Source organism: Jiangella alkaliphila, from assembly GCF_900105925.1.
GTDB lineage: Bacteria > Actinomycetota > Actinomycetes > Jiangellales > Jiangellaceae > Jiangella > Jiangella alkaliphila.
In genome coordinates this window covers 798,703-823,599 of record NZ_LT629791.1, presented here as the reverse complement: position 1 = coordinate 823,599, position 24,897 = coordinate 798,703, and the positions used below count along the sequence as shown (strand labels likewise).

Sequence of the window (24,897 nt, the reverse complement as noted above, 5' to 3'; positions counted from 1 at the left end):
AGGTGACGTGGAAGGGTCGTCGTGGTGCCGTCGCATTGTGGTGGTAGCGGTTGATCGCATCGTGCGGTGCAGGGCGCGACCGTGGTCGGCGGGCGCGCGTCAGCCGGGAATCAACCAGCGACGTAGATATTCCTGCACGCCGCTGAGATCGGCGTCGCCGCGGTACCCGATGTAGCCGTCGGGACGGACGAGCAGGTGAGCGGCTGTGCCGCCGACGCTGAGGATTCGGCGCGCAATTCCGGTGTGATCGAGCAGAACGTCGTGCCGTCGTGCCGTCCGAGTCTATGGATCGTGAGAAGGCCTGGGTGGCCGGTTGCCAGGTCGTTTCCGGCCGACGTCGGCCATTGGGCCGACGAGCCGCACAACAGCAGGTGGAACCCCGGTGCGCCGAGCTCGGTGTGCAGCGTCGTCACCCGCCCCCCGCGGGTGACAGGAGCGTCGGGGAGCCGGTCACCGGGACGTGGCCTGCGGCGGGATGCTCCGCCTGCGGACAGTGGGCTCTGCCGGTAGCGGATGGCGAGCTGGGCGAGGACGCGGAATCCGTAGCCGCGGACCTGCCGGAACCGGGTGGCCAGCGGCGCGATGTAGGGGACGACGCGGGCGCGGGCGGTGCGGATCAGCGGGTTCGACGAGGTGGCGATGGTGAAGGCGCGGTCGGTGAAGCGCAGCACGCGACGCCCGACCGGTGCGTGTTCGGTCTCGTAGGTGTCCAGCAGCGCGGGGTCGCCGCGGCCGGTGACGACGAGGCCGAGTTTCCAGCCGAGGTTGATGGCGTCCTGGATGCCGGTGTTCATGCCTTGCGCGCCGGCCGGGCTGTGGATGTGGGCGGCGTCGCCGGCCAGGAAGACGCTGGCTCAGGGCAAATTGGTCAGGCGCCACCTGGGGACATGCGTCAGTCGTGCGCCGCTGGGGCACCGACAATAGCCAACCGGCGCACCAAGATCGTCGACGACTGCCCGGGTTGCCCAGCGTGAGCAGTCAGGTGGAGGCCGGATAGAACCCAGCTCGGCCATGTGCCGCGCTGCCAGTGAAGTACAGGATCTTGCACCCTTCCGTATCGACACTGGGCGGCGTTTGATTCTCGAGCACGAGGGTTTGCCCCGGGTGAGTGGTGGCGAGGTAGTCGTAGAACGCTTGGGCAACCGTCGTGCTCATCAGTTCGTCCTCAGCGTTGTGGGCTCGCCCTTCACCTTCGCTGTCGGGGCGGATGTCGCCGTGGGAGGTGGTTGATTGTCCCGCGTCTGCGTCGCGATAGGTCAACACAGGGGTGTCGAGTGCGACGAAACCGGGATGCGGCAGATCCCGCTCCAAGCAGTATTCGCTGAGTGCGATGCTGAAGCCGGCGTGAAGGACTGAGCGCATGCCCTTGCCGCGGTCCGCGCGCCGACGGTCCTGAAGCACTACGTCCGGAGGAGCGTCGAACCGGAATCCCGCCTCATCGGCCCTGGGCACGCCCCAGTCGACCAGGACGCGACGCAGGTCCGAAGAGAAGTCACGCCCAGTCCTCACTCCCACGCCGTCCGCGACCGGGTCGGCGGTCAACGGCTTCTCCTGCGCGACGCTGGCTCGCAAACCCTCCAGATCGGTGACCTGCTGCCAGAGTCCCAGCCACCGTTCGAGCTGAGACCGCCGCGCGATGAGCTGATCCAGATCGCGCTGCGCAGGAAGCATGCGCCGAGCGATTCCATCTACCTGGTCCGTGGCTGCTGCAATGTCGGCGCCGAGCGATGCGGACAGCTCTTGGGCTCGAGCTTGAGCCGCCTGTATCGAAGTCAACGTGGACGCCAGATCGGTGCGGAGCGCGCGCGTCCTGCTCGTCTCTGCATCGACCGATTCAGCCAGTTGCACGGTCTCGTAAACGGCATGCTCACGCTGCTGATGCTCGGCCGATGCGCCGCAGAAGACGCATGCCTCGGCGTCGAAGTAGCCGAGCAGCGTTCCTGCGTCCTTCACCATCTGCAGCCGAGCAAGGTCTGCCTGGTACTGGGCATCGAGTAGCGAGAAGCGGTTGAACAATGTGATCGCCTCACTGGCTCGCACGTTCTGGCGACGTTGCTCAGCCTGTAGTTCGTCGCGCCGGGCGACGATGAGGTCTCGTTCAGCGAGCCCAGTCGATATCGACGCTGAGGCTTGCTGGATGGATGCGTTCACCCGCGCAAATAGGTCCAGGCGCTCCGGCTGTTCCGGTGCCTCGTACAGGTGGGTGCGGACCTGGGTGATGGCGCGATCGAGAACCTCCAACTGGGCGCGGTTCACCCGGCTGAACGCGGCTGGGTCTTGGCCAGCGCCCAGACCTGAGTCGTCGTCGCCCTCCAGCAGGAGCTTCAGCGCGGACCGCTCCACGGTGCGTGTCGCAGGGATGCCCGTTTCGACTGGCGACGTCCGGGACTGCATTCGCTCCTCGTCGACGAGCACCAGATGGGCGATGTTGCGGAAGCTCATCGCCACGACTTCGTTGCGACTGTTCTTCCGTAGCTTCGCGTCGGCGACACCGAGCCGGTCCAGAAGGAAGTAGGAGATGGTGTCGGTGGCGTCCTTGCGATGTTTCGCCGCGAGTTGTCGGTCGCCCGGTCTATCGGGCAGGCTCCGTATGTCTTCGTCGAAAGCCGAGATGGGCCCGCCCCGCAGGCTCCTTGCCAATGTGACGACGTCGTCGCCGCCAAAGTCGATGCCCAGAAGCATCGCCCGATAACCGGCTGCCTCGGGGATGTCGCGCAACTGCGAAGCGCCGAACATGTAGTCGAGCGCCTCGATCACGTACGACTTTCCGGCTTCCGACGCCCCGTACACAACGGTCAACCGAGGAGCGAACTCCAATGTGGCCGTGGGGACATCCGGACCGACCGCACTCAGATGCAGCAGTCTCACAGCAACGTCTCCTCGTCGTCCGGTCCTGGCCCGAACCAGCTGGGGAACTCGTCGGTCCACTGCTCGGTCCACCGGTCCGCGATCGCTCGGATCCTGTCGCGGACCTCGTCGGTCGGCAGGTCGCTGAACTCCGAGGCAGCCCACGCCGCAATCTCGCTGAGTGAGCGCACCAGCGGCGAGTCGACGAGCCGGAGGAACGGGGCTGCCTCCTCGCTGGCGCGGTACGTCAGGCCATCGGCGGTAGCGACCAGATCAACCATTTGAGCTCGGGCCATGACCTGCACGCCGTGCTCCAGGACTGATCGCTTCACGCCCAGTTCGCCACCTCTGGTCGGGACCGGCGGAAGCACACTCGGCGGCCCGCCGAGGTCGGCGCTGTGCAGTAAGCAGTAATCCATCAGCACCAGCCGGTCGATATCGAATGACCGTGGGAAGGAAGCCGTTAGCACCACCAGCGCACGCAGCCCGAGCTCCAACGGGCTATTCAGGGGTCGCATGGCACCAACTCAACCTGTCGTCGTTCGCCAGCTGGTGACAGATGCCAGTGCGGTCGCGAAGTTCCACCACCGGCAACAGACCATTGGCCGTCATCGCCAGGCTGTGTGCGGCACGAGTCACCTGCAGCAGCCGCTCCATGCCGTCGGCATGGCCGGTGTCATGGACATCGACCACACCGTCGAAGATCTCTTCCTGCAACGCATCGAACGTGCCCTCCGGGACCGAGTCGCGAGCGAAGACCCGTAACGCTTCGGCGCTGTAGAACGCCACCCGTTGTCGGAGATAGTGAGCGCTTACCTGGTTGCGACCAGCGGCGAGGGTTGCGGTGAACTCCTCACCGTGCCGTTCCTTATACGCGGCAAGCAGCTTCGCGATATACAGCTGTTCATCAACGGTCGGCTGATCTGTTGGGGTGGGCGGGTCGGGCCGGTTCGGCAGGTCGACCCCGAATCGTGCCGAATGCCAGCGTGTCTGCTGATGCATCGAGATCATTTCATGCGGCTCCACCGTGCCGAAGCGTGAGAAGTCGGCATCGTCGATGAACTCCAGCACCGACGCCAGAGAGTGCTCACCAAGCAGCCGCTGCAGCGGGCTTCCCTTCTTGGTCAACGCGGCCTTCAAGCCTGCTCGTAGCTTCGACGGAGAGTGGATCACTCCTGCCAGCGTCGTACCGCATCCCTTCGGAGCAGCGAACCGGTAGGCACGAGGCCACGTGTAGTGACCCGACATGGTGCCCACCACGACCTTGACGATCTCCGGGTATGCGTCGCTTGGCAGCAACGCCTTGCCGTAGTGCTTGCACTGGAAGCAGTCCCACTCGCCGTCGAAGCCGGCGCCGGCCACGAACCCCGCAACATCCACTCCGTGGTCGTGGGCCCCGCCGCTGCGCATCACCTGTACGTACGGGAGCACTGTCGCCCACTCCAGGACGAACTCCTCCCACTGCTTGTCGCTGCACAGAGAAAGGCGCTGCTCGGGCGTGATCGACAGGTGGCTCGGAGCCGGCACCCACGACCCGGCGTCGAGCAATGTCGGCTTTGGGACAGGAACTAACCTGACGCCAGCGTCCATCGAGTCACCGCCCAAACCAGTTCTCCTTGTCAGACGCCTGCCGCAGACATAGAGCACCGCAGGAATGCTCGGCAAGCAGGATGGACCACACCCCGGACAGAACATGGCTGGCACATTCGTCCGGGACCGCAATCCTGTTCGGAGCGGACCGAGCAAGCAGAACCCCACGGGTCAGCCCTAACCATCCGGTGTTGGTGCTTGCTTCTGCCCAGTGCCATAGCGACCCGACTGCTCATCCGCAGGTCGACCGACGTGCGCGGAAGTGTCGGTACTCTCGGAACCGGACCCGGGGACCACCGACATCAGACCTAGCCGACAGGGCTAGAGCTGATACTCCTCGACGAGCACGAGCCGTCCGCCCCCGGCGGTTGCCACGTTTGTGCGCCCGGACGTGATCACCCTGAGCCCGCCAGTCCGCGCGAACAGCTGACGTTGCGAACACCGCTCTCGTCGTGTGCCCTGCGTTCTTCGCCGCTGCCGGGGTGACGGCCCCCCTGGGTGGTGTCCCCGCTGGGGTGGTGTCCACCCCAGCTGGGGGATTGCCCGTAGAGAGAAGCCGACTTGGGGCGGCTCCACCTGGTTTGCGGTCAGAAGCGGGAGAGGCTGCCGCGGCGTAGCGCGATCCGTTCGCAGAAGTGGAAGATGGTCAGGCCGGCGAGGAACCAGCCAGTGGCGGTGGCGAGGGTCCAGGCCCAGCCGCCGGTGCCAGCCCAGGCGAGGGCGTCGCCGTCGACCATGACGATGCGGATTGCTTCGGTGGCGTGGGTCATGAAGATCGGCTTGCCGATGTCCTGGGCCCAGCTGGGCATGTCGGCGAGGGGTAGGGCGGCGCCGCTGAAGAAGAAGATGAGCATGAGGATGAGGTCGTTGAGGAGCTGGATGCGTTTCCAGACCAGGGTGATGCCGGCGATGATCATTGCCAGCCCGGCTGCCCCGGTGATCAGCAGGGCGAGCGGGACCAGCGCCGCGGGCCGCCAGTGCAGGTCGATCCGGACGAACAGGCTGGTGACGGCGTATACGACGCCGGCGACCACGGCGGTCTCGGCGATGGCCGCGGCGATCCGGCCGGCCACGACGTGCACCCAGGATGGCAGCGGGCTGAGGTAGGTCTGCTCGAGTGTGCCGGTCTGGATCTCGGCGAGGAACCGCCAGAACATCTTCTGCACGTGCAGGTAGGTGTAGATGAACACGACCATGCCGATGATCAGCCAGGAAGCATGGCTGGTGTCGATCGACCAGTCGAGCGCGCCTGTGGCGGCGATGGTGTCGCCCTTGCCGGTGGTGTACCCGAGCAGCAGCACGAAGATGATGAACAGCGGCATCTCGATGAGGATCTGTAGCCGCTCGCTCCAGCCGTGGCGCAGACCCTTGACGGTCTCGTTGCCGACGGCGGTCAGCGCGCGCCGCGGTGTCATGGTGTGGATGGTCATCAGGCGCCGAGCCTCCCTTCGCGTAGGCCTCGGCGGATGGCAGCCTGGTAGACCGCCCAGCCGAGGATCAGGAGCAGTGCGGCGTGCGCCAGTGCCCACGGCAACGTGCCGTCGGCCCAGATGTCACCCAGCGTCTCGTTCGTGGTGATGAGCCGGCGGGTCGCGTCGGCGCCCAACGCGCTGGGGACGAACTTCGCCGCCAGTTCCAGCCCGTCCGGGAAGACGAACAGCGGGATGAACGCGCCGTTGCCGAACATGATGAAGCCCTGGATGACGTGGACGATCGCGCCGATGGAGTTCACGATCAGAGCGATACCGCCGATGAGCATCGCGAAGCCGGCGATGTCAGCCATGGTCACGAGGGCGGGAATCACCGCCGACCAGTGCGCAGTGAACTCGACGTCCATTACGGCGAAGATGACCAGGTAGGCGACGGCCACAACCGCGGCGGTGACCAGGCTTTCGACCATGGCAGCGGCGAGCCGGCCGATCGACTGTACCCAGGGCCGCAGCGGGCTGAGCAGGCTCTGTTCCAGCGTTCCGGTGAACATCTCCTCCAGCAGCCCGGCCGCCATCCGCAGGAGCGCCATGTAGCTCACGACGTAGGCCAGGTAGCCGGCGAACGTCATGGCCAGCAGCTCGTCGACGAACCCCCCGCCACCGATGAACAATTGGATGATCCAGTAGTTCACCGCCATGAGCGCCAGCTGCACCACCAGCGGTCCCTTGTGCACCCACATCACCCGCAGGCCCTTACCGGTCTCGTTGCCCAGCATCCGCAGACCCGCACCGAACCGGCCTGTGGCGGTCGGGATGACCGGGGAGGCGGTATGGATGGTGGTCATGGTCGGTCCTCTCGCACTAGCTTGACGAAGACCTCTTCCAGGCTTGGCTTCACCCGGTTCACCCCGAGCAGCGACACGTCGCTGGCGTGCAGCCGGGCGAGCACCTCGAAGAGCGCGTCCTGGTCCGACGTCGGCAACTGGATCGTGGTGCGCCCGTCGGCGGACTCCAGGGCGCCGTTGACCGGCAGCGCCGCGGCGACAGTGGGCCCCGCGCCGGCCACGTCGACGGCGAACCGGTCCTCGACGTAGCGGTCCAGCAGTTCGGCGGTGGGCAGGTCGGTGATGATGCGGCCGTCCCGGATGACCGCCACTCGGTCGAACAGCTCCTCGGCCATCGCCAACTGGTGCGTGGTGAGCACGATGGCCTTGCCCTCCTCGTGGGCTAGCCGGAGGATCCACTCCCGCACGGTTCGGGCGGCGTCGACGTCCAGCCCGATCGTCGGCTCGTCCAACAGCACGATCGCCGGATCGGTGACCAGCGCGGCGGCGATGGCGACCTTCTGCTGCATGCCACGGGAGAACCCACCGACCTGCTGCCCGCGTCGCTCCCACAGGCCCAGCTCGCGCAGCAGCCATTCGGCGCGCGGCTTGATCTCGGCCGCGCGTAGGCCCTTGAGCCGGCCGAAGTACAGCAGGTTCTGCCACGCCGACAGCGACCAGTACACGTTGCGTGAGCCCTCCAGCACAGCGCCGATCTGGTGGACGGCCTGGCTGCGCTGCTTGCCGATGTCGTAACCGCGCAGTAGCGCCGTCCCGTCCGTCGGGGTGACGAGGCCGGCCATCATCTTGATCGTTGTCGTCTTGCCGGCGCCGTTCGGCCCGAGCAGCCCGAAGATCTGCCCGGGCGGAACGTTCAGCGACACCCGGTCGACGGCGGTGAACGACCCGTACCGCTTGGTCAGGTCGCGCAGCTCGATGGCCGGACGTGCCGCACCTGTCGCCGTCTGCGGCTGGTGGGTGAGCGTCTTGCGCATCGCCGGTCTCCGCCTCACGGTGCGACCCGGAGCAGGGCACCGAACTCGGTGATCCCGCATGCCAGTGCCTCGGGTTGGTCGAGCAGGCTGCCGGTGACGTCGGGGTGGCGGTGTGCCCACCGGCGGGCGGCCTCGTGGGTGGTGAAGAAGTTGATGGTGCTGCAGGTCCGGTCCACTGAGGGGCAGCAGGCGTCGCCGGTGGTGCCGGCGAACACGACCGCGGTGTCCGGGGTCCAGGCGGCTCGGTCGCCGTCGACCTCGACGGTGACGACGCGGTCATCGTCCGGCTCAGTCGCGGTGATCGTGACCGGACGTCCGAGCATGGCCGACATGCCCAGCGCGTCGACGGCGCACATCGCATAGACGGTGGGGCCGCCGCCCCAGGTCACCCGGATCGCCGTGGGAGTCGGCGAGAACGGGTAGGCCGCGCGGATCTCGCCATGGGCGTCGAACGCGACGACGTCACGGTCGGCCAACTCGGCCAGCGCCGCTGCAGGATCGGTGCCGAGATCACCGGCGAGGCGCAGCAGCTCGGTGCGCGCCGGCGGCCGGCCGGTCTCCGCGAAGCTGGTCAGGACGGCCAGCTGCACCCGCCGCGCGGACGGTGTGAGCTGGGCCGCGGCGCTGTTCTTGTTCAGCTGCAGGTCGGGTAGCTCGGTCATCGCGATCCTCTCCACGTGTGGGCGTGTGGTCTGATCGCGACCGTAGGGTCTGACCCCGGGGTGAGGGTCAAGCCTTCGAGCAGGACTGTCTGGGGTCGTCGGCGCCCAGGTCGACGCCCGGTCGATCGGACAGCTCGGCCTGGTGGCGTGATTCGAACTCGTTGATGCGGTGAAGCGTCTGCTGCAGCTCGGCGATCCGGTCTTCGATGCGAGCCCGGGCGGTGTGCAGCCGTTTGGCGACTAACGGGCCGAACGGCTGGTCGCATCCGTGGTCCAGGTATTCGTGGGTGAGCTCGCGGATCTCGGCCACCGTGACGCCCAGCTGCCGCAGCGTGCCGATGAGTTGCAGGCACCACAGGGCGTCGTTGTCGAAGAGCCGGTAGTTCCCGGCGCTGCGGCCGACCGTGTAGACCAGGCCCCAGTCGGTGTACTGGCGCAGGTTCTTGACCGATACCCCGGTGCGGCGGGACAGCTCTCCCACAGTCATCAGCTGTCGCTCAGTGTCGATGGTCATGTGGGTTCTCCCTCCGGTCAGGCGGCGCAGCAGGACAGCTTCGACACGTCGCGGGTGAAGGTCTGCGCGGCCAGCTTTAGCCCCTCGGCCATGGTCAGGTACGGGCTCCAGGTGCTGGCCAGTTGGGTCACGGTCATGCCGGCCTGGACGGCGTAGACGGCGGCTGCGATGACGTCGCCGGCGCCCTCGGCCACTGCGGTGACGCCGACGACGCGGCCGGTGCCGCGTTCGGCGACGATCTTCACGAAGCCTCTGGTGTCGCGGTTGACGATGGCGCGGGGCACGTTCTCCAGCGGCAGCACCCGGCACTCACACGCGATCCCCTGCTCAGTGGCCTGGGCGTCGGTGAGGCCGACGCCGGCGATGGCCGGGCCGGTGAACGTCACCCGGGGCAGGTAGCGATAGTCCAGAACCCGCTCGGCGCCGTCCAGGGCGTTGTCGGCCACCAGCGTGCCATGCGCCGCGGCGACGTACACGAACTGCGGGTGCCCGGTCACGTCGCCGGCAGCCCAGATGCGCGGGTTGCTGGTCCGTAGGTGCTCGTCGACCAGGACCTCGCCGCGATCACCCACCGTGACTCCGACCGTGTCCAGTCCGAGGCCGTCGACGACCGGGCGGCGGCCGGTGGCGACGAGGACCTCGTCGGCGCGCAGCTCCCGGTCGGCGAGCGTGGCCACGACCTGGCCGGCGCCGCGCCGGACCGCCCTCGCCGTCGCGCCGGTGTGCACGGCGATGCCCTCGTCGGCGAACACACCGGCGATCACCGGGCCGACCTCGGGTTCCTCGGTGGGAGCGAGCCGATCCAACATCTCCACCACACTCACCTCCACACCGAGGCGAGCAAATAGCTGCGCCTGTTCCAGCCCGATGAAATTGCCGCCCACCACCAGCAGCGAGGAGGGCAACCGGTCCAGCTCCATCGCGGTCGTCGAGGTCAGGTAACCTGCCTCCTCCAGGCCGTCGATAGGCGGGATCCACGGCGCCGAGCCGGTGGCGATCACGTAGTGGTCGGCCTCGACCCGTAGCGTGCCGCCCTCGTGCAGCAGCACGTCCAGCGCCGGCCCGTCGGCGAAGCGAGCCTCACCGCGGATGATGTCCCAGCCGTACTCCTTCGCCAGATCGACATACTTGCCGGCGCGCATCTCCTCGACCAGGGTCCGCTTGCCGTCGATCAGCGCGGCGAAGTCCACGTCGTCCCTGCTGGCCCGGATGCCGGGGAACCGGCCCGCATCCAACGCAACATGCCGCGCCTCGGCGGCGGCCAGCAGGGCCTTGGATGGCACACACCCCGTGTTGACACAGGTCCCGCCAACGGTGCCGCGCTCGATCATCACCACCGAGCGGTCCTTCCGCCGCGCCGCGATCGCCGCGGCGAACGCCGCCCCGCCCGACCCGATGATCGCCAGATTGAACCCCATGACCCCTCCTAGATCGCGGCTTGGCGGCCGCGCCTACCGCGTCGTATTCGCCCAAGCGGATGTATCATCGCTGTCATAGTATTCGCCTAAGCAAATACGTCGAGCCGCAATCGCAAGGGAGTCGCCGTGGCGACCGACACCGCGACGCGAACCGCGACCAAGACGCCGCGCGCCTCGTGGGTGCTGTTCCCCGCCCAGGGCGCCGACATGGCCACGGTGGCGAAGTTCTTCCGCGCCCTCGGCGATCCGAGCCGGCTGCGGCTGCTGGAGTTCCTGCTCCACGATGAGCACACCGTCACCGAATGCGTCCAGCACATCGGCCTGTCCCAGGGCCGCGTCTCCACCCACCTGGCCTGCCTGGCCGACTGCGGCTACGTCCAGTCGCGACGCGACGGCCGTCGCGTCTACTACCGCGTGGCGGACCCACGCGTCGCCGACGTGATCGTGCTCGCCCACGCCCTGGCCGCCGACAACCACGCCGCCCTGGCGTGCTGCGACCGGATCGACGCCCACACGCATTGAGGCCGCCGCTGATGTCTCTTTTTGTCCGCTGAATTCGACAGTGCACTGAGGCGTCAACAAAGACTGGCAGTTGACGGACCTCCGTACGGCGTCTAGTTGCAGAGGATGCGGCGGACCTGGTGCGCACCGAGCGTGATGCGGCTGATGCTAGCTGTCGCGGCGAGGGCGGCGGACCAGGTCAGCGATGGTGCGATGACCGCGACCAGGGTGATCATGGTGACGTCGAGAACGATCATGCCAGCGCAGGCTGGAGCCGCTAACCGGGTGGTGAGGTAGTTCTGACTGGTGGCCACGGTGACCAGGAGCGTGACGATGGCCAACAGAATGGCCGCGTAGACGATGGTCGCAGCGGTGGGGATGGTCCACGTCCAGGCATGGCTGGTGATGAGCGTGGTGCCCCAGAGTGCGGCGAAGATCGGGCCGCTGGCCAGCATCGCGAGCGCGGTGCGGTGTCCCGGCGACTGGCGGGCGAACTCGGCGGTAATGCGCGCCGGGTCGCCGAACTCGGCGGTAGCCGCGGTGGCGGCCTCGTCCGGGCTCAGGCCGCGGGCCAGGTGGTGCTGGAGTGTCTCGTCGAGGCCGTCTGCGAGCTCGTTGACGATCCCGGGTGGTAGCCGGCGGGCCAGCTCGGCCAGGTAGGTGTCGATCAGCTGCTCGTGGCCGGCCATGGCCTCTGTCCCAGCAACGAGGTGACGGCGTCGGCGAACTCGCGCCAGTTGGTGCGCTCGTGGGCGAGCCGGCGCTCACCTTTGGCGGTGAGGTGGTAGCTGCGCCGGCGCCGACCATCCACGGTCGACCAGTCGCCGGCGATCAGTCCGGCTTGTTCGAGCCGGTGCAGCGCCGGGTAGACGGTGCCGGTGGGCAGGTCGAACCGGCCGCCGCTGCCCTCGCGCAGCGCCTCCTTGATCGCGTAGCCGTGGCGTGGTCCGTCGGTCAGGGTGGCGAGCAACAGGACGTCGAGGTGTCCCTTGAGTGCTTGTGCATCCGACCTCATAGGTAGGTATCCTACGCTCAGGTGTATAGGTAGCAATCCTTGTTATAGGTGGTGGCGGCGTGGACGAGCCGGCGATTGTGGCTGAGGGCCTGGTGAAGCGGTTCGGGCCGATCGAGGCCGTGGCCGGCGTGGATCTGCACGTTCCGGCCGGAATGGTGCTGGGGTTGCTCGGCCCGAACGGGGCGGGCAAGACCACGATGGTGCGGCTGCTCACGACACTGCTGCGCCCGGACGCCGGGACGGCTCGGGTGGCCGGGTGGGATGTGGTGTCCCGTGCCGCCGACGTGCGGCGGTTGATCGGGTTGTCCGGCCAGTTCGCCGCGATCGACGCCTACTTGACCGGGCGGGAGAACCTGCGGATGATCGCCCGGTTGTCCGGGCTCGGCCGGCTTCGCACGCGGCGCCGCGTGGACGAGCTGCTGGACCGGTTCGACCTGGCCGAGGCCGCGGATCGGGTCGCGGGCGGGTACTCCGGTGGCATGCGCCGGCGGCTGGATGTGGCAGCGAGCCTGGTCGCCGAACCCCCGGTGCTGTTCCTCGACGAGCCGACGACCGGCCTGGACCCGCGTGGCCGGATGGGGCTGTGGGAGCTGATTTCGGGTTTGGCCGAGCAGGGCACCACGGTCGTGTTGACCACTCAGTACCTTGAGGAGGCCGACCGCCTAGCCGGCATGATCATGGTGATGGACGGCGGGAGAGTGCTCGCCACTGGCACGTCGCAGGAGTTGAAGGACCGGGTGGGTGGCGCCCGGCTGGAGTTGCAGATCCCGCCGGGCGGTGACCTGGACGCGTTGATCGCCACGGTGGCGGGTCTGGGGTCCGGCCCGCCGGTCACAGACACCGACACCGGCGGCGTGGTGCTGCCCGTGGACGACGGCCCGCGGGTGCTGCTGGACGTGGCCGCCCGGCTCGCCGGCGCCGACGTGCCCGTGAGCGATCTGGCGCTGCGGCGGCCGTCGTTGGACGACGTGTTCCTGGCGCTGACCGGGCAACGGGCTGGGACATCACAACCGGACGACGTCCAGGCAGGGAGGGTGGCATGACGGCGACCTCCAGGGTCGATGTGTCGACCAGCGGGCCGGGTTGGCTGGTGGTGAACGTGGCGACGATCACCACACGCAACCTTCGGCGGTTGGTCAGGGTGCCGACGCTGATCGCGTTCGCCACCGTGCAGCCGGTCATGTTCGTGCTGCTGTTCACCTACGCCTTCGGTGGCGCCATCGACCCGCCCGGGGTGGACAACTACGTCGACTACCTGCTGCCGGGGATCTTCGTGCTCGCGATCGCGTTCGGAGCCTCGCAAACCGGTGTGGCGATTGCCGACGACCTGGCCACCGGGATGATCGACCGGTTCCGGGCACTCCCCATGCACTCCGCGGCAGTGCTGGCCGGCCGCACCGCCGCGGACGCCGTGCGCAACCTGTTCGTGCTGCTGCTGATGACCGGTGTCGGCTACGCCATCGGGTTCCGCTTCCATGCCGGCCCCGCCGCGGCGACCGCCGCGATCGCGCTGGCGCTGCTGATCGGCGTCACGTTCTCGTGGATCAACGCTCTCATCGGGCTGATCGTGCGCGACGCCGAGTCGGCCGGCCTGGCCGGGCTGCTCGCGGTCATCCCGCTTGTATTCACCAGCTCCACCTTCGTTCCGGTCGACACCATGCCCGGCTGGCTGCAAGCCTTCGCCAACGTCAACCCGGTCACCGTCACCGTCGATGCCCTGCGCGCCCTCACCCTGGGCGGACCCACCGCAGAACCGGTGTGGCAGGCGCTTGCTTGGATCACCGGCCTGCTCGTCATCGCCGTGCCGGCGGCGGTCCTGAGCTATCGGCGGACCACCGCGCGATGACCACCGGACATGGGAGTCCCGCCGGCCGCCGGAGGGTGCTGCGTCGCTGGCTGCCCTTCCTTCAAGAGGTCCACGGCCGACTGCGGGCGGCCGGCTTCACGCATATCGAAATCGTGATCAGGCGAGGCGGATGATGCCGCGTGCCAGTGCGGTGGTGACGGCGGCGGTGCGATCGGCGACACCGAGCTTGGTGTAGATGTGCAGCAGGTGGGTCTTGACGGTGGCCTCACTGAGGTGCAGGTCGCGGGCGATCTGCTTGTTGCCGCGGCCGCGGGCGGCCGCGGTGAGGACTTCGATCTCGCGCGGTGAGAGCCGGGTGTCTGACGCTCCGCGCATCCGGTTGAGTACCTTGGCGGCGACGTCGGGAGACAGCGCCGAGCCGCCGTTCGCGACGGTGCGGATTGCTGCGCACAGCTCGTCTCGTCCGGCCTGTTTGAGCAGGTAGCCGTCCGCTCCGGCGTCGATGGCGGCGATGATGTCGGAGTCGGTGTCGTATGTGGTGAGGACGAGGACGTGCGCTTGGGGGTGTGCGGCCTTGATCGCCGCGGTCGCCCGTACCCCGTCCATCTCCGGCAGCTGCAGGTCCATGAGCACAACGTCCGGGATGACGGTCGCGACCTGGCGCAACGCTTCCTGGCCGGTGCCTGCGAGGCCGGCGATCTGCAGGTCGGGTTGCGTGCCGAGCACGGCCGCGATCCCGTCCCGGACGACCGGGTGGTCGTCCACGATCAGCACTCGGATCGATGTGGTCATGGCGACGCGGGCGACCGGTGGTTGGCGACGGAGTCGCCGTCGGGCACCATGTCGACCCGTGACGTGGCCGTGGCCGGGACGGTGACCGCGACGGTGGTCCCGTCGCCGGGCGTGCTCTCGATGGTCAGCGCTCCGCCGACCCCGTCCACCCGCTCCCGCATGGCCGGCAGCCCGACTCCGGGGGACCGCGCGCTGGTGTTGAAGCCGAGGCCGTCGTCGTGGACGTCGACGACGACAACGTCATCGAGGTAGGAGATCGTCACGGTCACCGTGTCGGCGGCAGCGTGCCGCCGCGCGTTGGTCAGCGCCTCCTGGATCACCCGCAGCATGGTGGCCTCCACCGTGGGGTCGAGGCCGACCGGGGTCCCAGTGATGACGGTGTCCGCGGCGACGCCGGTCTCGTCGGTCAGGCGGGAGGTGAGCTGCCGGACGGCGTCGGGTAGCCGGGCGTCGTCGAGGTGCACCGGGCGCAGCGCCTCGACCAGGCGCCGGCTCTCGGCCAGGTTCTCCCGGGCGGTGCGGATCGCCTGGTCGATGCGGCGTTGCGCGGGCCCGTCCGGCGGGAGATCGGCCAGTGCCGCGTCCAAGAGCATGGAGATGCTGGCGAAGCCCTGGGTGAGGGTGTCGTGGATGTCGCGGGCCAGACGTTGCCGTTCGGCCAGCCTGCCTGCCTGCCGTTCGGCCGCGGCCAGTTCGGCGTGGGCGGCCGCCAGTTCCTCGAGCAGCGCCTGCCGCCTGCGTCCCTCGCGATCGAGCATGGCGATGTACCCGGAGATCGCGGCGACGGCCACGACACCGAGTGCACAGCCCAGCACCGTGGACCAGTCCAGCGCGCCCTCGGTGGCGAACCGCTGCCAGAGCCAGGCCCCGCCGAGGACGACGAACCCGGCCGCTGCCCACCACGCATGGCGCATGCAGTAAGGAACGACTGCCACCGCGCCGACCCACAGCAGGGCGGGATCGAGCGCCGCCATCACCGCCCACAACGCTGCAGCTCCGAGCAGGTACGGCAGATGAGCCACGCTCGCGTCTGGTCGCAGCACGAACCAGTACCCGTACCAGGCCCCCAGTCCGGCCGCGAAGCCCAGACGCGCCGCGGCCGGGACGCCCTCGGTAGAGCTGGTGACCGCGCCCAGGCTGGCCAGGCCGAGCGCCACGACGAAGAACGCGTGCTGCCACTCGGTCTTCCACTGCTCCCACGGCTGCGGTTCACGCGCCATGCCACCAGGGTAGGCCGTGCGCCACAGCCGGCGAATCCATGAAAAGTCGTGACCGCCATCAACCACCTGGTGGCGAGGAATCCATCCGGTGGTCGATGCGCAGCCGGCACCGGCCTGGCGACGATCAACTGGTGATAGAAGTACGAGGACTGAGCAAGCGATACGGGCCGACCACGGCGGCCGACTCCCTGACGTTCACCGCGAAGCCTGGAGTCATCACCGGGTTCCTCGGACCCAACGGTGCCGGCAAGTCCACCACCATGCGGCTCGTCCTCGGCCTGGACCGGCCCGACGCCGGACACGCACTGGTCGGCGGACGGCCGTACTGGTCCTACCGTCGGCCCATGCGCGAGCTCGGTGCGCTGCTCGAGGCCGGCAGCGTGCATCCGGGACGCACCGCGTTCCACCACCTGCTCTGGCTGGCCCACACCCACGGCATCGGGCCAAGCCGGGTGCTCGCGGTCCTGGACCAGGTCGGCCTTTCCGACGTGGCCCGCCGGCGCGTCGGCGCCTACTCTCTTGGCATGCGCCAGCGCCTCGGTGTGGCTGCGGCGCTGCTGGGCGACCCGGGCACGGTCATGCTCGACGAGCCGATGAACGGCCTCGATCCCGAAGGCATGGTCTGGATCCGCCGGCTGCTGCGCACGCTCGCCGACGACGGCCGCACCGTCCTGGTCTCCAGCCACCTGATGAGCGAGATGGAGAAGATCGCTGACCACCTGATCGTCATCGGCCGCGGACGGCTGGTCGCTGACACGACGCCTGCCCAGCTGCGCGCCGGTCACGACTCGCTCGAGGATGCGTTCCTTGAGCTGACCCGAGCCACTGCCGAGTACCACGGGAGAGCCCGATGAGCGCCCTCATCAGCACGACCGGCTCTGCGCCCGCCCGCGGTGACCTCGGCCGACCCGTGCACGCGGAGTGGACCAAGTTCCGCACGGTGAGATCCAGCTTCTGGACACTGGTGATTTCGGCAGCGCTGACTGTCGGGATCGGGGCCGGGTTCCTCCCGTTCGTCATCGACACCTACGACGGATCCGTCGACGAGGCCGCGGCCTGGGCCGTCGAGGAGGGGTGGTGGTTCGAGGGCCTGCACATCGGCATCCTCGCCGTGATGATCCTCGGCGTTCTGGTCGCCAGCTCCGAGTACGGCACCGGCACCATCCGCGCCACCCTCGCAGCGGTCCCCTCCCGAACGCGGGTCCTGGCGGCCAAAGCCGTCAGCTTCAGCCTCGTGACGCTGGTGACCGGTGCCATCCAAGCGGCGGCGGCCTTCCTCATGGCCCGGCCGATCCTGGCCGACCGGTCGATCGACGTCCCGATCAGCGACCCGGGCGCGTGGCGCGGCGTCGCGATGGCGACCCTGGCGATCGTGGGTGCCGGGTTGTTCGGCCTCGCCGCCGGGTTGCTGATCCGGCACACCGCCGGCGCCATCGGCGCCGTCGTCGCCGTCATGTTCGTCGTTCCGATCCTCGCCCTGCTGCTGCCGCCATCCTGGGACACCGTGGTCAAGACCCTCCCCTCGTTCGCCATGAACGGGATGTTCACCCCGAGCGCGAACACCTTCTCCGCCGGGACGGCTACCGCGGTCTTCGCCGCCTATGCGGCGGTCCTCGTTGCGGCAGCCGGCATCCTGTTCGCTCACCGGGACGTGTGATGGTGCCGGCGTCGATCCCGAGCCCGAGCCAGGGCGTGTGGCACCTCGGGCCGATCCCCGTCCGCGCCTACACGCTGGCCATCCTGGCCGGCATCTTGATCGCGATCTGGGTGGGAAACCGCCGCTGGATCGCCCGCGGCGGACGGCCCGGCGTCGTCGCCGACGTCGCGGTGTGGGCGGTGCCGTTCGGCATCGTCGGCGCCCGCGCCTATCACGTGCTCACCGACTGGGATCGGTACTTCGGCCAGGGACGCGACCCCGCCGACGCCCTGCGGATCTGGGAAGGCGGGCTCAGCATCTGGGGCGCGATCAGCGCCGGCGTGCTCGGCGGCTACCTCGCCGCTCGCCGCAACGGCATCCCGATGCCGGCGCTGGCCGACGCCGTCGCGCCCGGCATCATCCTCGCCCAGGCGATCGGACGGTGGGGCAACTGGTTCAACCAGGAGTTGTTCGGCCGCCCCACCGGCGTGCCGTGGGCGCTGGAGATCGACCCCGACCACCGGCCGGCAGGCTACGCAGACATCGAGACGTTCCACCCGACGTTCCTGTACGAGTCACTATGGGCCGCAGCCGCCTTCGCGATCTTGATCTGGGCGGATCGAAGGTTCCGCATGGGCCATGGCCGGGTGTTCGCCCTGTACGTCGTTCTCTACACCAGTGGGCGCACCTGGATGGAGACACTGCGGATCGACACCGGTGGAAGTGTCGACGGGCCGGCGCGTGAACTCCTGGGCCTGCGGATCAACGGGTGGGTCTCGCTGCTGCTCCTGCTGGGCGCGCTGGTCTACATCGCTGTGTCCGCACGTCGACACCCGGGCCGCGAGGACCCCAATGAGGTTGCCGGCCGAGACAGCACGCACGTTCACGTCGGCGACCAAAGGAGCAGGGACACGTGAATCGTGACGACCCGGGAGGCTTGATCATGACAGACGCAGCAGCGCAGCATCGGCTGCGCGCCGCCGATGCCGACCGCGACGCGACAGTGGATCGGCTCGGCGCGGCGATGAGCGAGGGTCGGCTCCGGCCGGACGAGTACGAGGAACGGCTGGAGCGGGTCTTTGCCGCGATCACCTATGCCGAGCTCGATCGACTCGTCGCGGACCTGCCCGGCCCGCCACCGACCACCCCTTTGACCGAGCCGGCGACGGTGCGGCGACGTCGTGCTGCTGCTGGTAGATCGCGACAGCCCGGCGTGAAGGGCAGGTCGGTGTGATGAGCCGAGCGGTTCCGGCGGCGTACAGTGCCGGCTTGGACTCGGTGGGGCGTGTGCCGGCCTGGCGAGTGATGCTCGGATACGCGCGTCGTCACTGGCTCGCGTTGGTGTGCGGTGGCGTGTTGAGCTTGGCGACGGCGGGGACCGGATTGGCGTTGCCGCTGGTGGTGCGTGAGCTGATCGGCGAGCTGGGTGCGGACCGGACGGTGGCCGGCCTGCTGGGGCTGATGATCGTGCTCGTGGTGGCCAACGCCGCCATCGGCGCGGTGGGCAGCTACGTGCTGGAGCGCACCGGTGAGTCGGTGGTGCTGGAGGCTCGCCGCGGGCTGGTGGCTCGGCTGATCAGACTGCGCCTGTCCGCCGTTGAGAGCGCCGAGCCCGGTGACCTGATGTCGCGGGTGACTGCGGACACGACGTTGCTGCGTGCCGTCGCCACCCAGACAGTGGTGTCGTCGATCACCGGGACGCTGACCTTCGTCGCCACGATCGTGCTGATGTTCCTCATGGATCCGGTGCTGCTCGGTGTGACCATGGCCGTGCTGGTGGTAGCCGGTGTCGTGATCGGCGTGGTGGTGCCCCGGATCAACCAGGCGTCGACGCGGGCGCAGGAGTCGGTCGGGGTGATGGGCGCGGCGCTGGAGCGGATGTTCGGTGCCTTCCGTACCGTCAAGGCCTCGGGGGCGGAGCATCGGGAGCGGCAGCGCGTCGACGATGCGGCCGCCGAGGCATGGCGGGCCGGTGTTCAGGCGGCGGCGTGGAACTCCGTCGCCGGCAACACCGCCGGGCTAGCGGTCCAGGCCTCGTTCGTCGCTGTGCTCGCCGCCGGCGGCGCGCGCGCCGCGTCAGGCGCGATCGACGTCGGAACGCTGGTGGCGTTCCTGCTGTACGTGTTCTACCTGATGCCGCCGGTGCAGGAGCTGGTCGGCGCGGTGACGCGGTACCAGGTCGGCGCTGCCGCGATCGCCCGCATCCACGAAGCCGAGATGCTGCCGGTGGAGCCGCACTGTGAGCCGGTCAGCCTCCTCGGGTCTGGCGCGCAGCCGGCGATGGTGGCGTTCGAGCAGGTACGGTTCCGGTACCGGCCGGAGCTGCCGCTGGTGCACCACGGCGTCACGTTCACCATCTCACCCGCCGGCATGACGGCGTTCGTCGGTCCGTCCGGGGCCGGCAAGACCACGGTGTTCTCCCTGATCGAGCGGTTCTACGAACCCGACTCGGGTGCGGTCCTGGTCGATAGGACGGACGTGCGCGACTGGCCACTCGCCGACCTGCGGGCCGCCATCGGCTACGTGGAACAGGACGCGCCGGTGCTGTCCGGGACGCTGCGGGAGAACCTGCTCTTCAGCGCCCCGCAAGCCGGCGATGACGCGCTCACCCGCGTGGTCGCGACCGCCCGGCTCGACGCCATGGTCGCCGCCCTGCCCGACGGCCTGGACACCGCCGTCGGGCACCGCGGCATGAAGCTGTCCGGTGGCGAGCGCCAGCGGGTGGCGATCGCCCGGGCACTGCTACGCCGTCCCCGGCTGCTCCTGCTGGACGAGGCCACCTCACAGCTCGACGCGGTCAACGAAGCCGCGCTACGAGACACCATCGCCGACGCCGCGACGACCACCACCGTCCTGGTCGTCGCACATCGGCTGTCCACCGTGACGATGGCCGACCGGATCGTCGTTATGGACGCCGGACGCGTCGTCGCCGCCGGCACCCACGAGGAGCTCATCGCCGGCAACCCGCTGTACGCCGAGCTCGCCGCCACACAGTTCCTCACCACCGTCAGCTGATCCAGGACAACAGTCCACGAACGACCCGACAGAGTCACGCGAACGGCGCGGCTGCTCCAGATGGCCGACCCGGAGGCGGTCGCGGACCGGGGGCCCCTACGACATCATGCTTACGCACCGGAGCTAGAGCTGATACCGCTCGACCATCACGAGCTGCCCGCTGCCAGCGGTTGCCCATGTTTTGCGTGCCCCCGGCAGGGCTCGACCTATTCCACGGCCATTGGCTGATGCCGTGCAGGTGTCCGACCGTATGCGATGACGACCGACTCTGTACGACTGTCGTGTGGCAAATACGTGTCCAAAGTTCCCGAGAGTTGCGGCCGTTAACGCGTGTTGCGGCAGGTCAGAGCCGGGTTAGATGTCTGCGGCCACGATGCGCTCGCAAGGCGGTAGCGAGGCTTCGAATCCCGTCGGCTTGGGCCTCGAGGAGCGCCGACGCGGTCGGGGCGGAGCAAGGCGGCGGGACTGGGGAGCGGCGGTAGACCTCCGATCAGTCGATGCGCAGAGCCGCGACAAGATCATGGGAGATCTGTGGGATGATCTTGATAGCCAGAGTGGGCCAGGCGTGGTGAGCCTGGGTCAGGCAAGGGTGTGACCTCGGCAGATGTGAGTCCGGCAAGGTCACGAGCGTCGGGTTTCCTTGTTCGGGACGAAGAGGTCGCAGGTTCAAATCCTGTCACCCCGACCAGTGTGATGTCTCAGGACATCCCGGACGGCCGGACCTACGATTTCGTAGGTCCGGTTTTCTGCTTCTTGGGTTGCGGGCCGGGCGGGCGTCCGGTGCCCTGGTAGTCCTTGTCGGGGTCGAGGGTGAGGTCGCGTAGGAGTTCGCCGGTGGTGGCGTCGATGATGCGGATCTCGAGGTCTTGGACCAGGAGCAGGACGTAGGTTCCGGCGTAGGTTCGTCCGACTCCGATGTGGTGGAGTTTGCCGTCGTTGCGCAGGGTGACGGCGCCGGCTTTGTCGACGCGGTCGTGGCGGATTCGCTCGTGGGTCGTGCTGGCGCCGCCAGGGGTGGCTTTGGGGCGTGCGGCGTAGGCGGTGGCCGGGGTGGCGCGGTGCGGCAGGGACCGGTGCGGGCGCCGGTGGTTGTACTCGTCGACGAACTCGTCGATCAGGGTCTGCAGGTCGGCGATGTTGGTGGGCTGGGTCGGCTGGGTGGTGAGCCACTTCTTGAGGGTCTGCTGGAAGCGTTCGACCTTGCCCTGGGTCGTGGGTCGGTGCGGTTTGCCGTTCTTCTGGGTGATGCCGCGTCGGGCCAGTTCCTTTTCCAGCGCGGTGCGTCCGCCCTGACGGCCGGTCCCGGCCAGGCGCACGGTGTAGACCATGGCGTTGTCGGTGAGTGTGCTGGCAGGGTATCCGTGCTTTTCAGCGGCCTGACAGAAGGTCTTGTGGACGATCGGCGCGGTGGTTGTCGGGTGGGCACTGACGTGCAGGGCGAAGCGTGCGTGGTCATCGAGCCAGGTGATGATCTCGGTGTCGGCGCCGGGGCGTCCGTCGGGTTTGGTGAGGCGGTAGTGGGTGAAGTCGGATTGCCAGGTCTCGTTGGGCTGTTCGGCGGCGAAGCGGATGTAGGAGCTGCGGGGCCGCTTCTTCGGCTCGGGTGTCACGGCTCCCTCGCGGGACAGGACGCGGTGGATCGTGGCGCGCGACAGGCGCACGTCGTGGTGGTGTTCCAGATGCCAGGCGATGGTCTCAGCGCCCGAGTCGAGGCCGGCGTCGGACAGCTTCTTGCGCAGGGTCAGGATCTGCTCGACGACGGCGGCCGGGGTGGCGGCAGGTGAGGTCTTGGGGCGTCGCGAACGCGGGGTGAACGCGGCCTCGCCCTCGGCTCGGTAGCGGGCCAGCAGTTCATACACCCAGGAGCGGGCCACGGCGTACTCGGCAGCGACTTGGGCGACGGGACGGCCTTCGATGGCGACGGCGGTGATGACCAGGCGGGCCTTTGACATGCGCTGCACACCATCAGCCGCCGCCGGCGTCCGGGATCACCCGCGACAGCGTGTCCGGGATGTCGTGAGACAGGTGTCCGGGATGTCCTGAGACTGAACACTGTCACCCCGACACAGGTCAGCGAGATGTCGATCACCTATTCCTGGTGATCGGCCCGGTGCCAGCGGCTGCACCGATCAGAAATCCTCCGCCACGTCGTCAGTTCTGGTTGCCCCCTTGCACCGGTGGAAGGATTGATGACCATGACCGACGCTAGACCGCTGGGCGCCGACGAGGCCACGTTCATCGCGGCGGTCCGCTCAGGCGATGCGGCACGGTTCGCGCTCATCACGGAGCGCCACCGGCGTGAGCTGCAGGTGCACTGCTACCGGATGCTCGCGAACTACGAGGACGCCCAGGACATGACGCAGGAGACGTTCCTGCGAGCGTGGAACAAGCGGGAGTCGTTCAAGGGCCACGCTGCGCTGCGGACCTGGCTCTACCGGATCGCGACGAACGTCTGCCTGGACTTCCTGGAGAAGCGCAACAACCGCACCCCCATACCGTCCGAGCTGCCGGACTCCGCCTCCGAGGTGCTGTACCTGCAGCCGTACCCCGACCGGATGCTTCCCGAGGACCCGCAGGAGTCGGTGGTGGCGCGGGAGACGATCGAGCTGGCGTTCATCGTCGCCGTCCAGCACCTGCCGCCGCGGCAGCGGGCGGTGTTGATCCTGCGCGACGTCCTCGGCTGGCCGGCGTCGAAGGCCGCCGACGCCCTCGAGCTGACCGTCGCATCGGTGACCAGCGCACTGCAGCGGGCGCGCGTGACGATGCGCGCGCAACTGCCCGACCGCCGCCTCGACTGGCGCAGCCCCGCCACGCACGAGCTGTCGGATGACGAGCGCGGCGTGGTGAAGTCGTACATCGACGCCCATGAGCGCAACGACCTCGACGGGCTGATGTCCCTGCTGCGCGACGATCTGCGCTTCGCGATGCTGCCCGAGCAGGGCACCATGACCATGACGGCCGAGGACGCGGTGGACGGCTGGGTCTCCGGTGGGCTCTTCCAGCCCGGCCACGACGACTGGCGCGGTGTCGCCACGACGGTCAACCACATGCCGGCCGCCGCGCTGTACCTGCGCACCCCCGACGACCCGGAGTACCGGCTGTTCGCCGTCGCGGTCCTGCACATCGTCGACGGGAAGATCGCCGAGCTCACCGGATTCGACGCCACCGACAAGCCATGGCTGGACCTGCCCCCGACACTGTGATCACACCGCCCCGCCGGCGTTGCCGGCGGGGCTTGTTCATGCCCTGAGCCCGCGCTCATCGCCTCGTCGCGTATCGGGTCAGCACCACGCCGCCGGGGAACGTCCGCGTCTCCACCAGGGTCAGGTTCACCCAGCTGTTCAGCGCGGTGAAGAACGGCGTGCCGCCACCCACCAGCACCGGATAGGTGACCAGCACGTACTCGTCGATCAGCCCGGCCCGCATGGCCGCCGCGGCGAGCGTCGCGCCGACGATGTCCATCGGGCCGCCGTCCTCGGCCTTGAGCCGGGTGATCTCGGTGACCGCGTCGCCGGTGACCAGGCGGGTGTTCCAGTCGACCTTGTCGATCGTCGAGGAGAACACCACCTTCGGCATGTCCCGCCAGCGGCCGGCGAACTCGATCTCCGCCGGTGTGGCGCCGGGCTGCTGGTCGGCGGTCGGCCAGTGGGAGCTCATCGCCTCCCACAGCTTGCGCCCATACAGCGACAGGCCCGTCGCACCCACCCGGTCGGACCACCACTGGAACAGCTCATCGCTCGACGACGAGTCCGGTCCCTCACCCCCACTCCAGCCGAGGTCGTCGCCGGGCGCGGCGATGTAGCCGTCCAGGGTCACATTCATGGCAAAGGTCAGTGTCCGCATGGCGTCAGCCTTCCGTGAGTCGATCTCACACGTACAGACGGGCGCGGCGCGAGAACCTGATCGGTCCTGTTCGAGAAGATCAACTCGCGGTGGTGAAGGCCGCGAGGTCAGCGCTGCATCCTCGGATCGTGCGTCGGGTCGGCGTACATGGGCGGGCAGCCGTGGTCGACGGCGTCGGGGCGCAGCTCGTAGTGCCAGGGCTCGTTGCGGTAGATCTGGCACAGCCCGTACCGCGCGCCGTTCTCGGACAGCCACGCCTTGGCCGCGGCGTGCCCGATGTCGATCGCGTTCCCCTGCACGTGCGGCGACGTCTCGGGGGTGGCCACCCAGCGGGCCGCCTCGGCGGCCGAACCGTACTTCGCCACCGCCTCCCGGAGCAGGTGCTCCTGGTACTCCGGCGACCGCCAGCCACTGTTGACGTAGAACTCGACGCCATCGGCCGCGGCGTCGGTGGCGGCTCGGCGCAGGGCGGCGAGTAGTTCGGGATCGAGGTTGGCCACCGCCGGGAGGTCGGCGAACACCGTCAGGCCGTCCGGAACGGCGCCGTCGGCCTCGCCGAGAGCACGCGGGCGCTGACGGGTGTCGCCGGGCGAGACGGCCGATGAGGACGGGGCCGCCCACGACTGGTAGGCGAGGACCCCGGTGAGCGCCGCGCTGAGGACGACGAGGGCGGCGAGGCCGGTCGATCGGGGCCGGCGCCCGACTGTTCGTGCTGGTCGGCTGAGAGGCATGCCTCCAGTCGATGAAACGCGGTGTTGCCAGCACGTATCTGGTTTTCGATACGCAGA

The 24,897-nt window shown here is 68.7% G+C and carries 26 protein-coding genes and 1 pseudogene; 9 read left to right on the top strand and 18 right to left on the bottom strand.

The genetic code is table 11. From position 1 onward, the window contains the following. Positions 1-99 precede the first annotated feature (99 nt). The 11 genes and pseudogenes from BLV05_RS38485 to merA all read right to left on the bottom strand — a co-directional run bounded on the left by BLV05_RS38485 (position 100) and on the right by merA (position 10,280). Positions 100-171 carry a hypothetical protein gene (locus tag BLV05_RS38485; RefSeq protein WP_407929308.1) on the bottom strand — a complete coding sequence of 24 codons (72 nt, stop codon included), beginning with the start codon at positions 169-171 and terminating at the stop codon, positions 100-102. 497 nt (positions 172-668) lie between these two features. After that, a pseudogene (locus tag BLV05_RS38480) lies at positions 669-842 on the bottom strand (FAD-dependent monooxygenase); the annotation flags it as partial. 136 nt (positions 843-978) lie between these two features. Continuing rightward, the gene (locus BLV05_RS03790; protein WP_046766405.1) at positions 979-2,868 is read right to left on the bottom strand and encodes a hypothetical protein; all 1,890 of its coding nucleotides are present in this window, start codon (positions 2,866-2,868) and stop codon (positions 979-981) included. Further along, positions 2,865-3,344: an ABC-three component system middle component 2 gene (locus tag BLV05_RS03785; protein ID WP_152690516.1), complete on the bottom strand. Its 480-nt coding sequence runs from the start codon at positions 3,342-3,344 to the stop codon at positions 2,865-2,867. The genes BLV05_RS03790 and BLV05_RS03785 overlap by 4 nt, the downstream gene beginning before the upstream one ends. A gap of 4 nt (positions 3,345-3,348) precedes the next feature. Beyond that, positions 3,349-4,437 carry an ABC-three component system protein gene (locus BLV05_RS03780; protein ID WP_052762007.1) on the bottom strand — a complete coding sequence of 363 codons (1,089 nt, stop codon included), beginning with the start codon at positions 4,435-4,437 and terminating at the stop codon, positions 3,349-3,351. A gap of 587 nt (positions 4,438-5,024) precedes the next feature. Next, on the bottom strand, positions 5,025-5,852 hold the full coding sequence (locus BLV05_RS03775; RefSeq protein WP_160312693.1) for an ABC transporter permease: 828 nt from the start codon (positions 5,850-5,852) through the stop codon (positions 5,025-5,027). A gap of 14 nt (positions 5,853-5,866) precedes the next feature. Further along, the gene (locus tag BLV05_RS03770) at positions 5,867-6,712 is read right to left on the bottom strand and encodes an ABC transporter permease (protein WP_046766408.1); all 846 of its coding nucleotides are present in this window, start codon (positions 6,710-6,712) and stop codon (positions 5,867-5,869) included. Beyond that, positions 6,709-7,686, bottom strand: a complete 978-nt coding sequence (locus BLV05_RS03765) for an ABC transporter ATP-binding protein (RefSeq protein ID WP_046766409.1) — start codon at positions 7,684-7,686, stop codon at positions 6,709-6,711. Before BLV05_RS03765 ends, BLV05_RS03770 begins: the two co-directional genes overlap by 4 nt. Before the next feature lie 14 nt (positions 7,687-7,700). After that, entirely contained in the window at positions 7,701-8,348 is a 648-nt protein-coding gene (locus BLV05_RS03760; RefSeq protein WP_052762008.1) for an alkylmercury lyase family protein, read from the bottom strand. Between the two features lie 67 nt (positions 8,349-8,415). Then, positions 8,416-8,862 carry a MerR family transcriptional regulator gene (locus BLV05_RS03755; protein ID WP_052762009.1) on the bottom strand — a complete coding sequence of 149 codons (447 nt, stop codon included), beginning with the start codon at positions 8,860-8,862 and terminating at the stop codon, positions 8,416-8,418. A gap of 17 nt (positions 8,863-8,879) precedes the next feature. Continuing rightward, complete coding sequence (gene merA / locus BLV05_RS03750) at positions 8,880-10,280, bottom strand: mercury(II) reductase (RefSeq protein WP_046766410.1); 1,401 nt, start codon at positions 10,278-10,280, stop codon at positions 8,880-8,882. Between the two features lie 207 nt (positions 10,281-10,487). Between merA and BLV05_RS03745 the strand changes: the two genes are divergently transcribed. Next, positions 10,488-10,802: an ArsR/SmtB family transcription factor gene (locus tag BLV05_RS03745; protein ID WP_082154905.1), complete on the top strand. Its 315-nt coding sequence runs from the start codon at positions 10,488-10,490 to the stop codon at positions 10,800-10,802. A 92-nt stretch (positions 10,803-10,894) separates the two neighbouring features. On the opposite strand, the gene BLV05_RS03740 is transcribed toward BLV05_RS03745, so the two are convergent. Next, positions 10,895-11,470: a permease prefix domain 1-containing protein gene (locus BLV05_RS03740; protein WP_046766412.1), complete on the bottom strand. Its 576-nt coding sequence runs from the start codon at positions 11,468-11,470 to the stop codon at positions 10,895-10,897. Then, positions 11,449-11,796: a PadR family transcriptional regulator gene (locus tag BLV05_RS03735; protein WP_046766413.1), complete on the bottom strand. Its 348-nt coding sequence runs from the start codon at positions 11,794-11,796 to the stop codon at positions 11,449-11,451. Before BLV05_RS03735 ends, BLV05_RS03740 begins: the two co-directional genes overlap by 22 nt. A 59-nt stretch (positions 11,797-11,855) precedes the next feature. On the opposite strand from BLV05_RS03735, the gene BLV05_RS03730 reads away from it, so the two are divergent. Both BLV05_RS03730 and BLV05_RS03725 read left to right on the top strand, forming a co-directional pair. Then, complete coding sequence (locus BLV05_RS03730) at positions 11,856-12,839, top strand: ATP-binding cassette domain-containing protein (RefSeq protein ID WP_046766414.1); 984 nt, start codon at positions 11,856-11,858, stop codon at positions 12,837-12,839. Then, positions 12,836-13,642: an ABC transporter permease gene (locus tag BLV05_RS03725; RefSeq protein WP_052762010.1), complete on the top strand. Its 807-nt coding sequence runs from the start codon at positions 12,836-12,838 to the stop codon at positions 13,640-13,642. The genes BLV05_RS03730 and BLV05_RS03725 overlap by 4 nt, the downstream gene beginning before the upstream one ends. Before the next feature lie 117 nt (positions 13,643-13,759). Here the strand turns inward: BLV05_RS03725 and BLV05_RS03720 are convergent, their stop codons facing one another. Both BLV05_RS03720 and BLV05_RS03715 read right to left on the bottom strand, forming a co-directional pair. Beyond that, positions 13,760-14,395, bottom strand: coding sequence for a response regulator transcription factor (locus BLV05_RS03720; RefSeq protein WP_046766415.1), 636 nt, complete (start codon positions 14,393-14,395; stop codon positions 13,760-13,762). Continuing rightward, positions 14,392-15,615 (bottom strand): sensor histidine kinase, encoded by a 1,224-nt coding sequence (locus BLV05_RS03715; RefSeq protein WP_046766416.1) that lies wholly within the window; start codon positions 15,613-15,615, stop codon positions 14,392-14,394. Before BLV05_RS03715 ends, BLV05_RS03720 begins: the two co-directional genes overlap by 4 nt. A 131-nt stretch (positions 15,616-15,746) precedes the next feature. Between BLV05_RS03715 and BLV05_RS03710 the strand changes: the two genes are divergently transcribed. From BLV05_RS03710 to BLV05_RS03690, 5 genes are read left to right on the top strand one after another with little or no spacing between them, the layout of a single operon-like run. Beyond that, complete coding sequence (locus BLV05_RS03710) at positions 15,747-16,469, top strand: ABC transporter ATP-binding protein (RefSeq protein WP_046766417.1); 723 nt, start codon at positions 15,747-15,749, stop codon at positions 16,467-16,469. After that, positions 16,466-17,272 carry an ABC transporter permease gene (locus tag BLV05_RS03705; RefSeq protein ID WP_046766418.1) on the top strand — a complete coding sequence of 269 codons (807 nt, stop codon included), beginning with the start codon at positions 16,466-16,468 and terminating at the stop codon, positions 17,270-17,272. Before BLV05_RS03710 ends, BLV05_RS03705 begins: the two co-directional genes overlap by 4 nt. Continuing rightward, on the top strand, positions 17,272-18,168 hold the full coding sequence (lgt, locus tag BLV05_RS03700; protein ID WP_063932479.1) for a prolipoprotein diacylglyceryl transferase: 897 nt from the start codon (positions 17,272-17,274) through the stop codon (positions 18,166-18,168). Before BLV05_RS03705 ends, lgt begins: the two co-directional genes overlap by 1 nt. After that, complete coding sequence (locus BLV05_RS03695) at positions 18,165-18,485, top strand: DUF1707 SHOCT-like domain-containing protein (protein WP_197683523.1); 321 nt, start codon at positions 18,165-18,167, stop codon at positions 18,483-18,485. Before lgt ends, BLV05_RS03695 begins: the two co-directional genes overlap by 4 nt. Further along, a complete protein-coding gene (locus BLV05_RS03690; RefSeq protein ID WP_046766420.1) occupies positions 18,485-20,266 on the top strand; it encodes an ABC transporter ATP-binding protein in 1,782 nt (593 codons plus the stop codon). Before BLV05_RS03695 ends, BLV05_RS03690 begins: the two co-directional genes overlap by 1 nt. A 722-nt stretch (positions 20,267-20,988) precedes the next feature. On the opposite strand, the gene BLV05_RS03685 is transcribed toward BLV05_RS03690, so the two are convergent. After that, complete coding sequence (locus BLV05_RS03685; protein WP_046766725.1) at positions 20,989-22,218, bottom strand: IS481 family transposase; 1,230 nt, start codon at positions 22,216-22,218, stop codon at positions 20,989-20,991. 243 nt (positions 22,219-22,461) lie between these two features. Here BLV05_RS03685 and BLV05_RS03680 point away from each other — a divergent pair, with 243 nt between their 5' ends. Continuing rightward, positions 22,462-23,469, top strand: a complete 1,008-nt coding sequence (locus BLV05_RS03680; protein ID WP_046766726.1) for an RNA polymerase subunit sigma-70 — start codon at positions 22,462-22,464, stop codon at positions 23,467-23,469. 55 nt (positions 23,470-23,524) lie between these two features. On the opposite strand, the gene BLV05_RS03675 is transcribed toward BLV05_RS03680, so the two are convergent. Then, the gene (locus BLV05_RS03675) at positions 23,525-24,109 is read right to left on the bottom strand and encodes a dihydrofolate reductase family protein (protein ID WP_046766421.1); all 585 of its coding nucleotides are present in this window, start codon (positions 24,107-24,109) and stop codon (positions 23,525-23,527) included. Between the two features lie 107 nt (positions 24,110-24,216). After that, complete coding sequence (locus BLV05_RS03670) at positions 24,217-24,840, bottom strand: M15 family metallopeptidase (RefSeq protein ID WP_046766422.1); 624 nt, start codon at positions 24,838-24,840, stop codon at positions 24,217-24,219. Positions 24,841-24,897 lie beyond the last annotated feature (57 nt).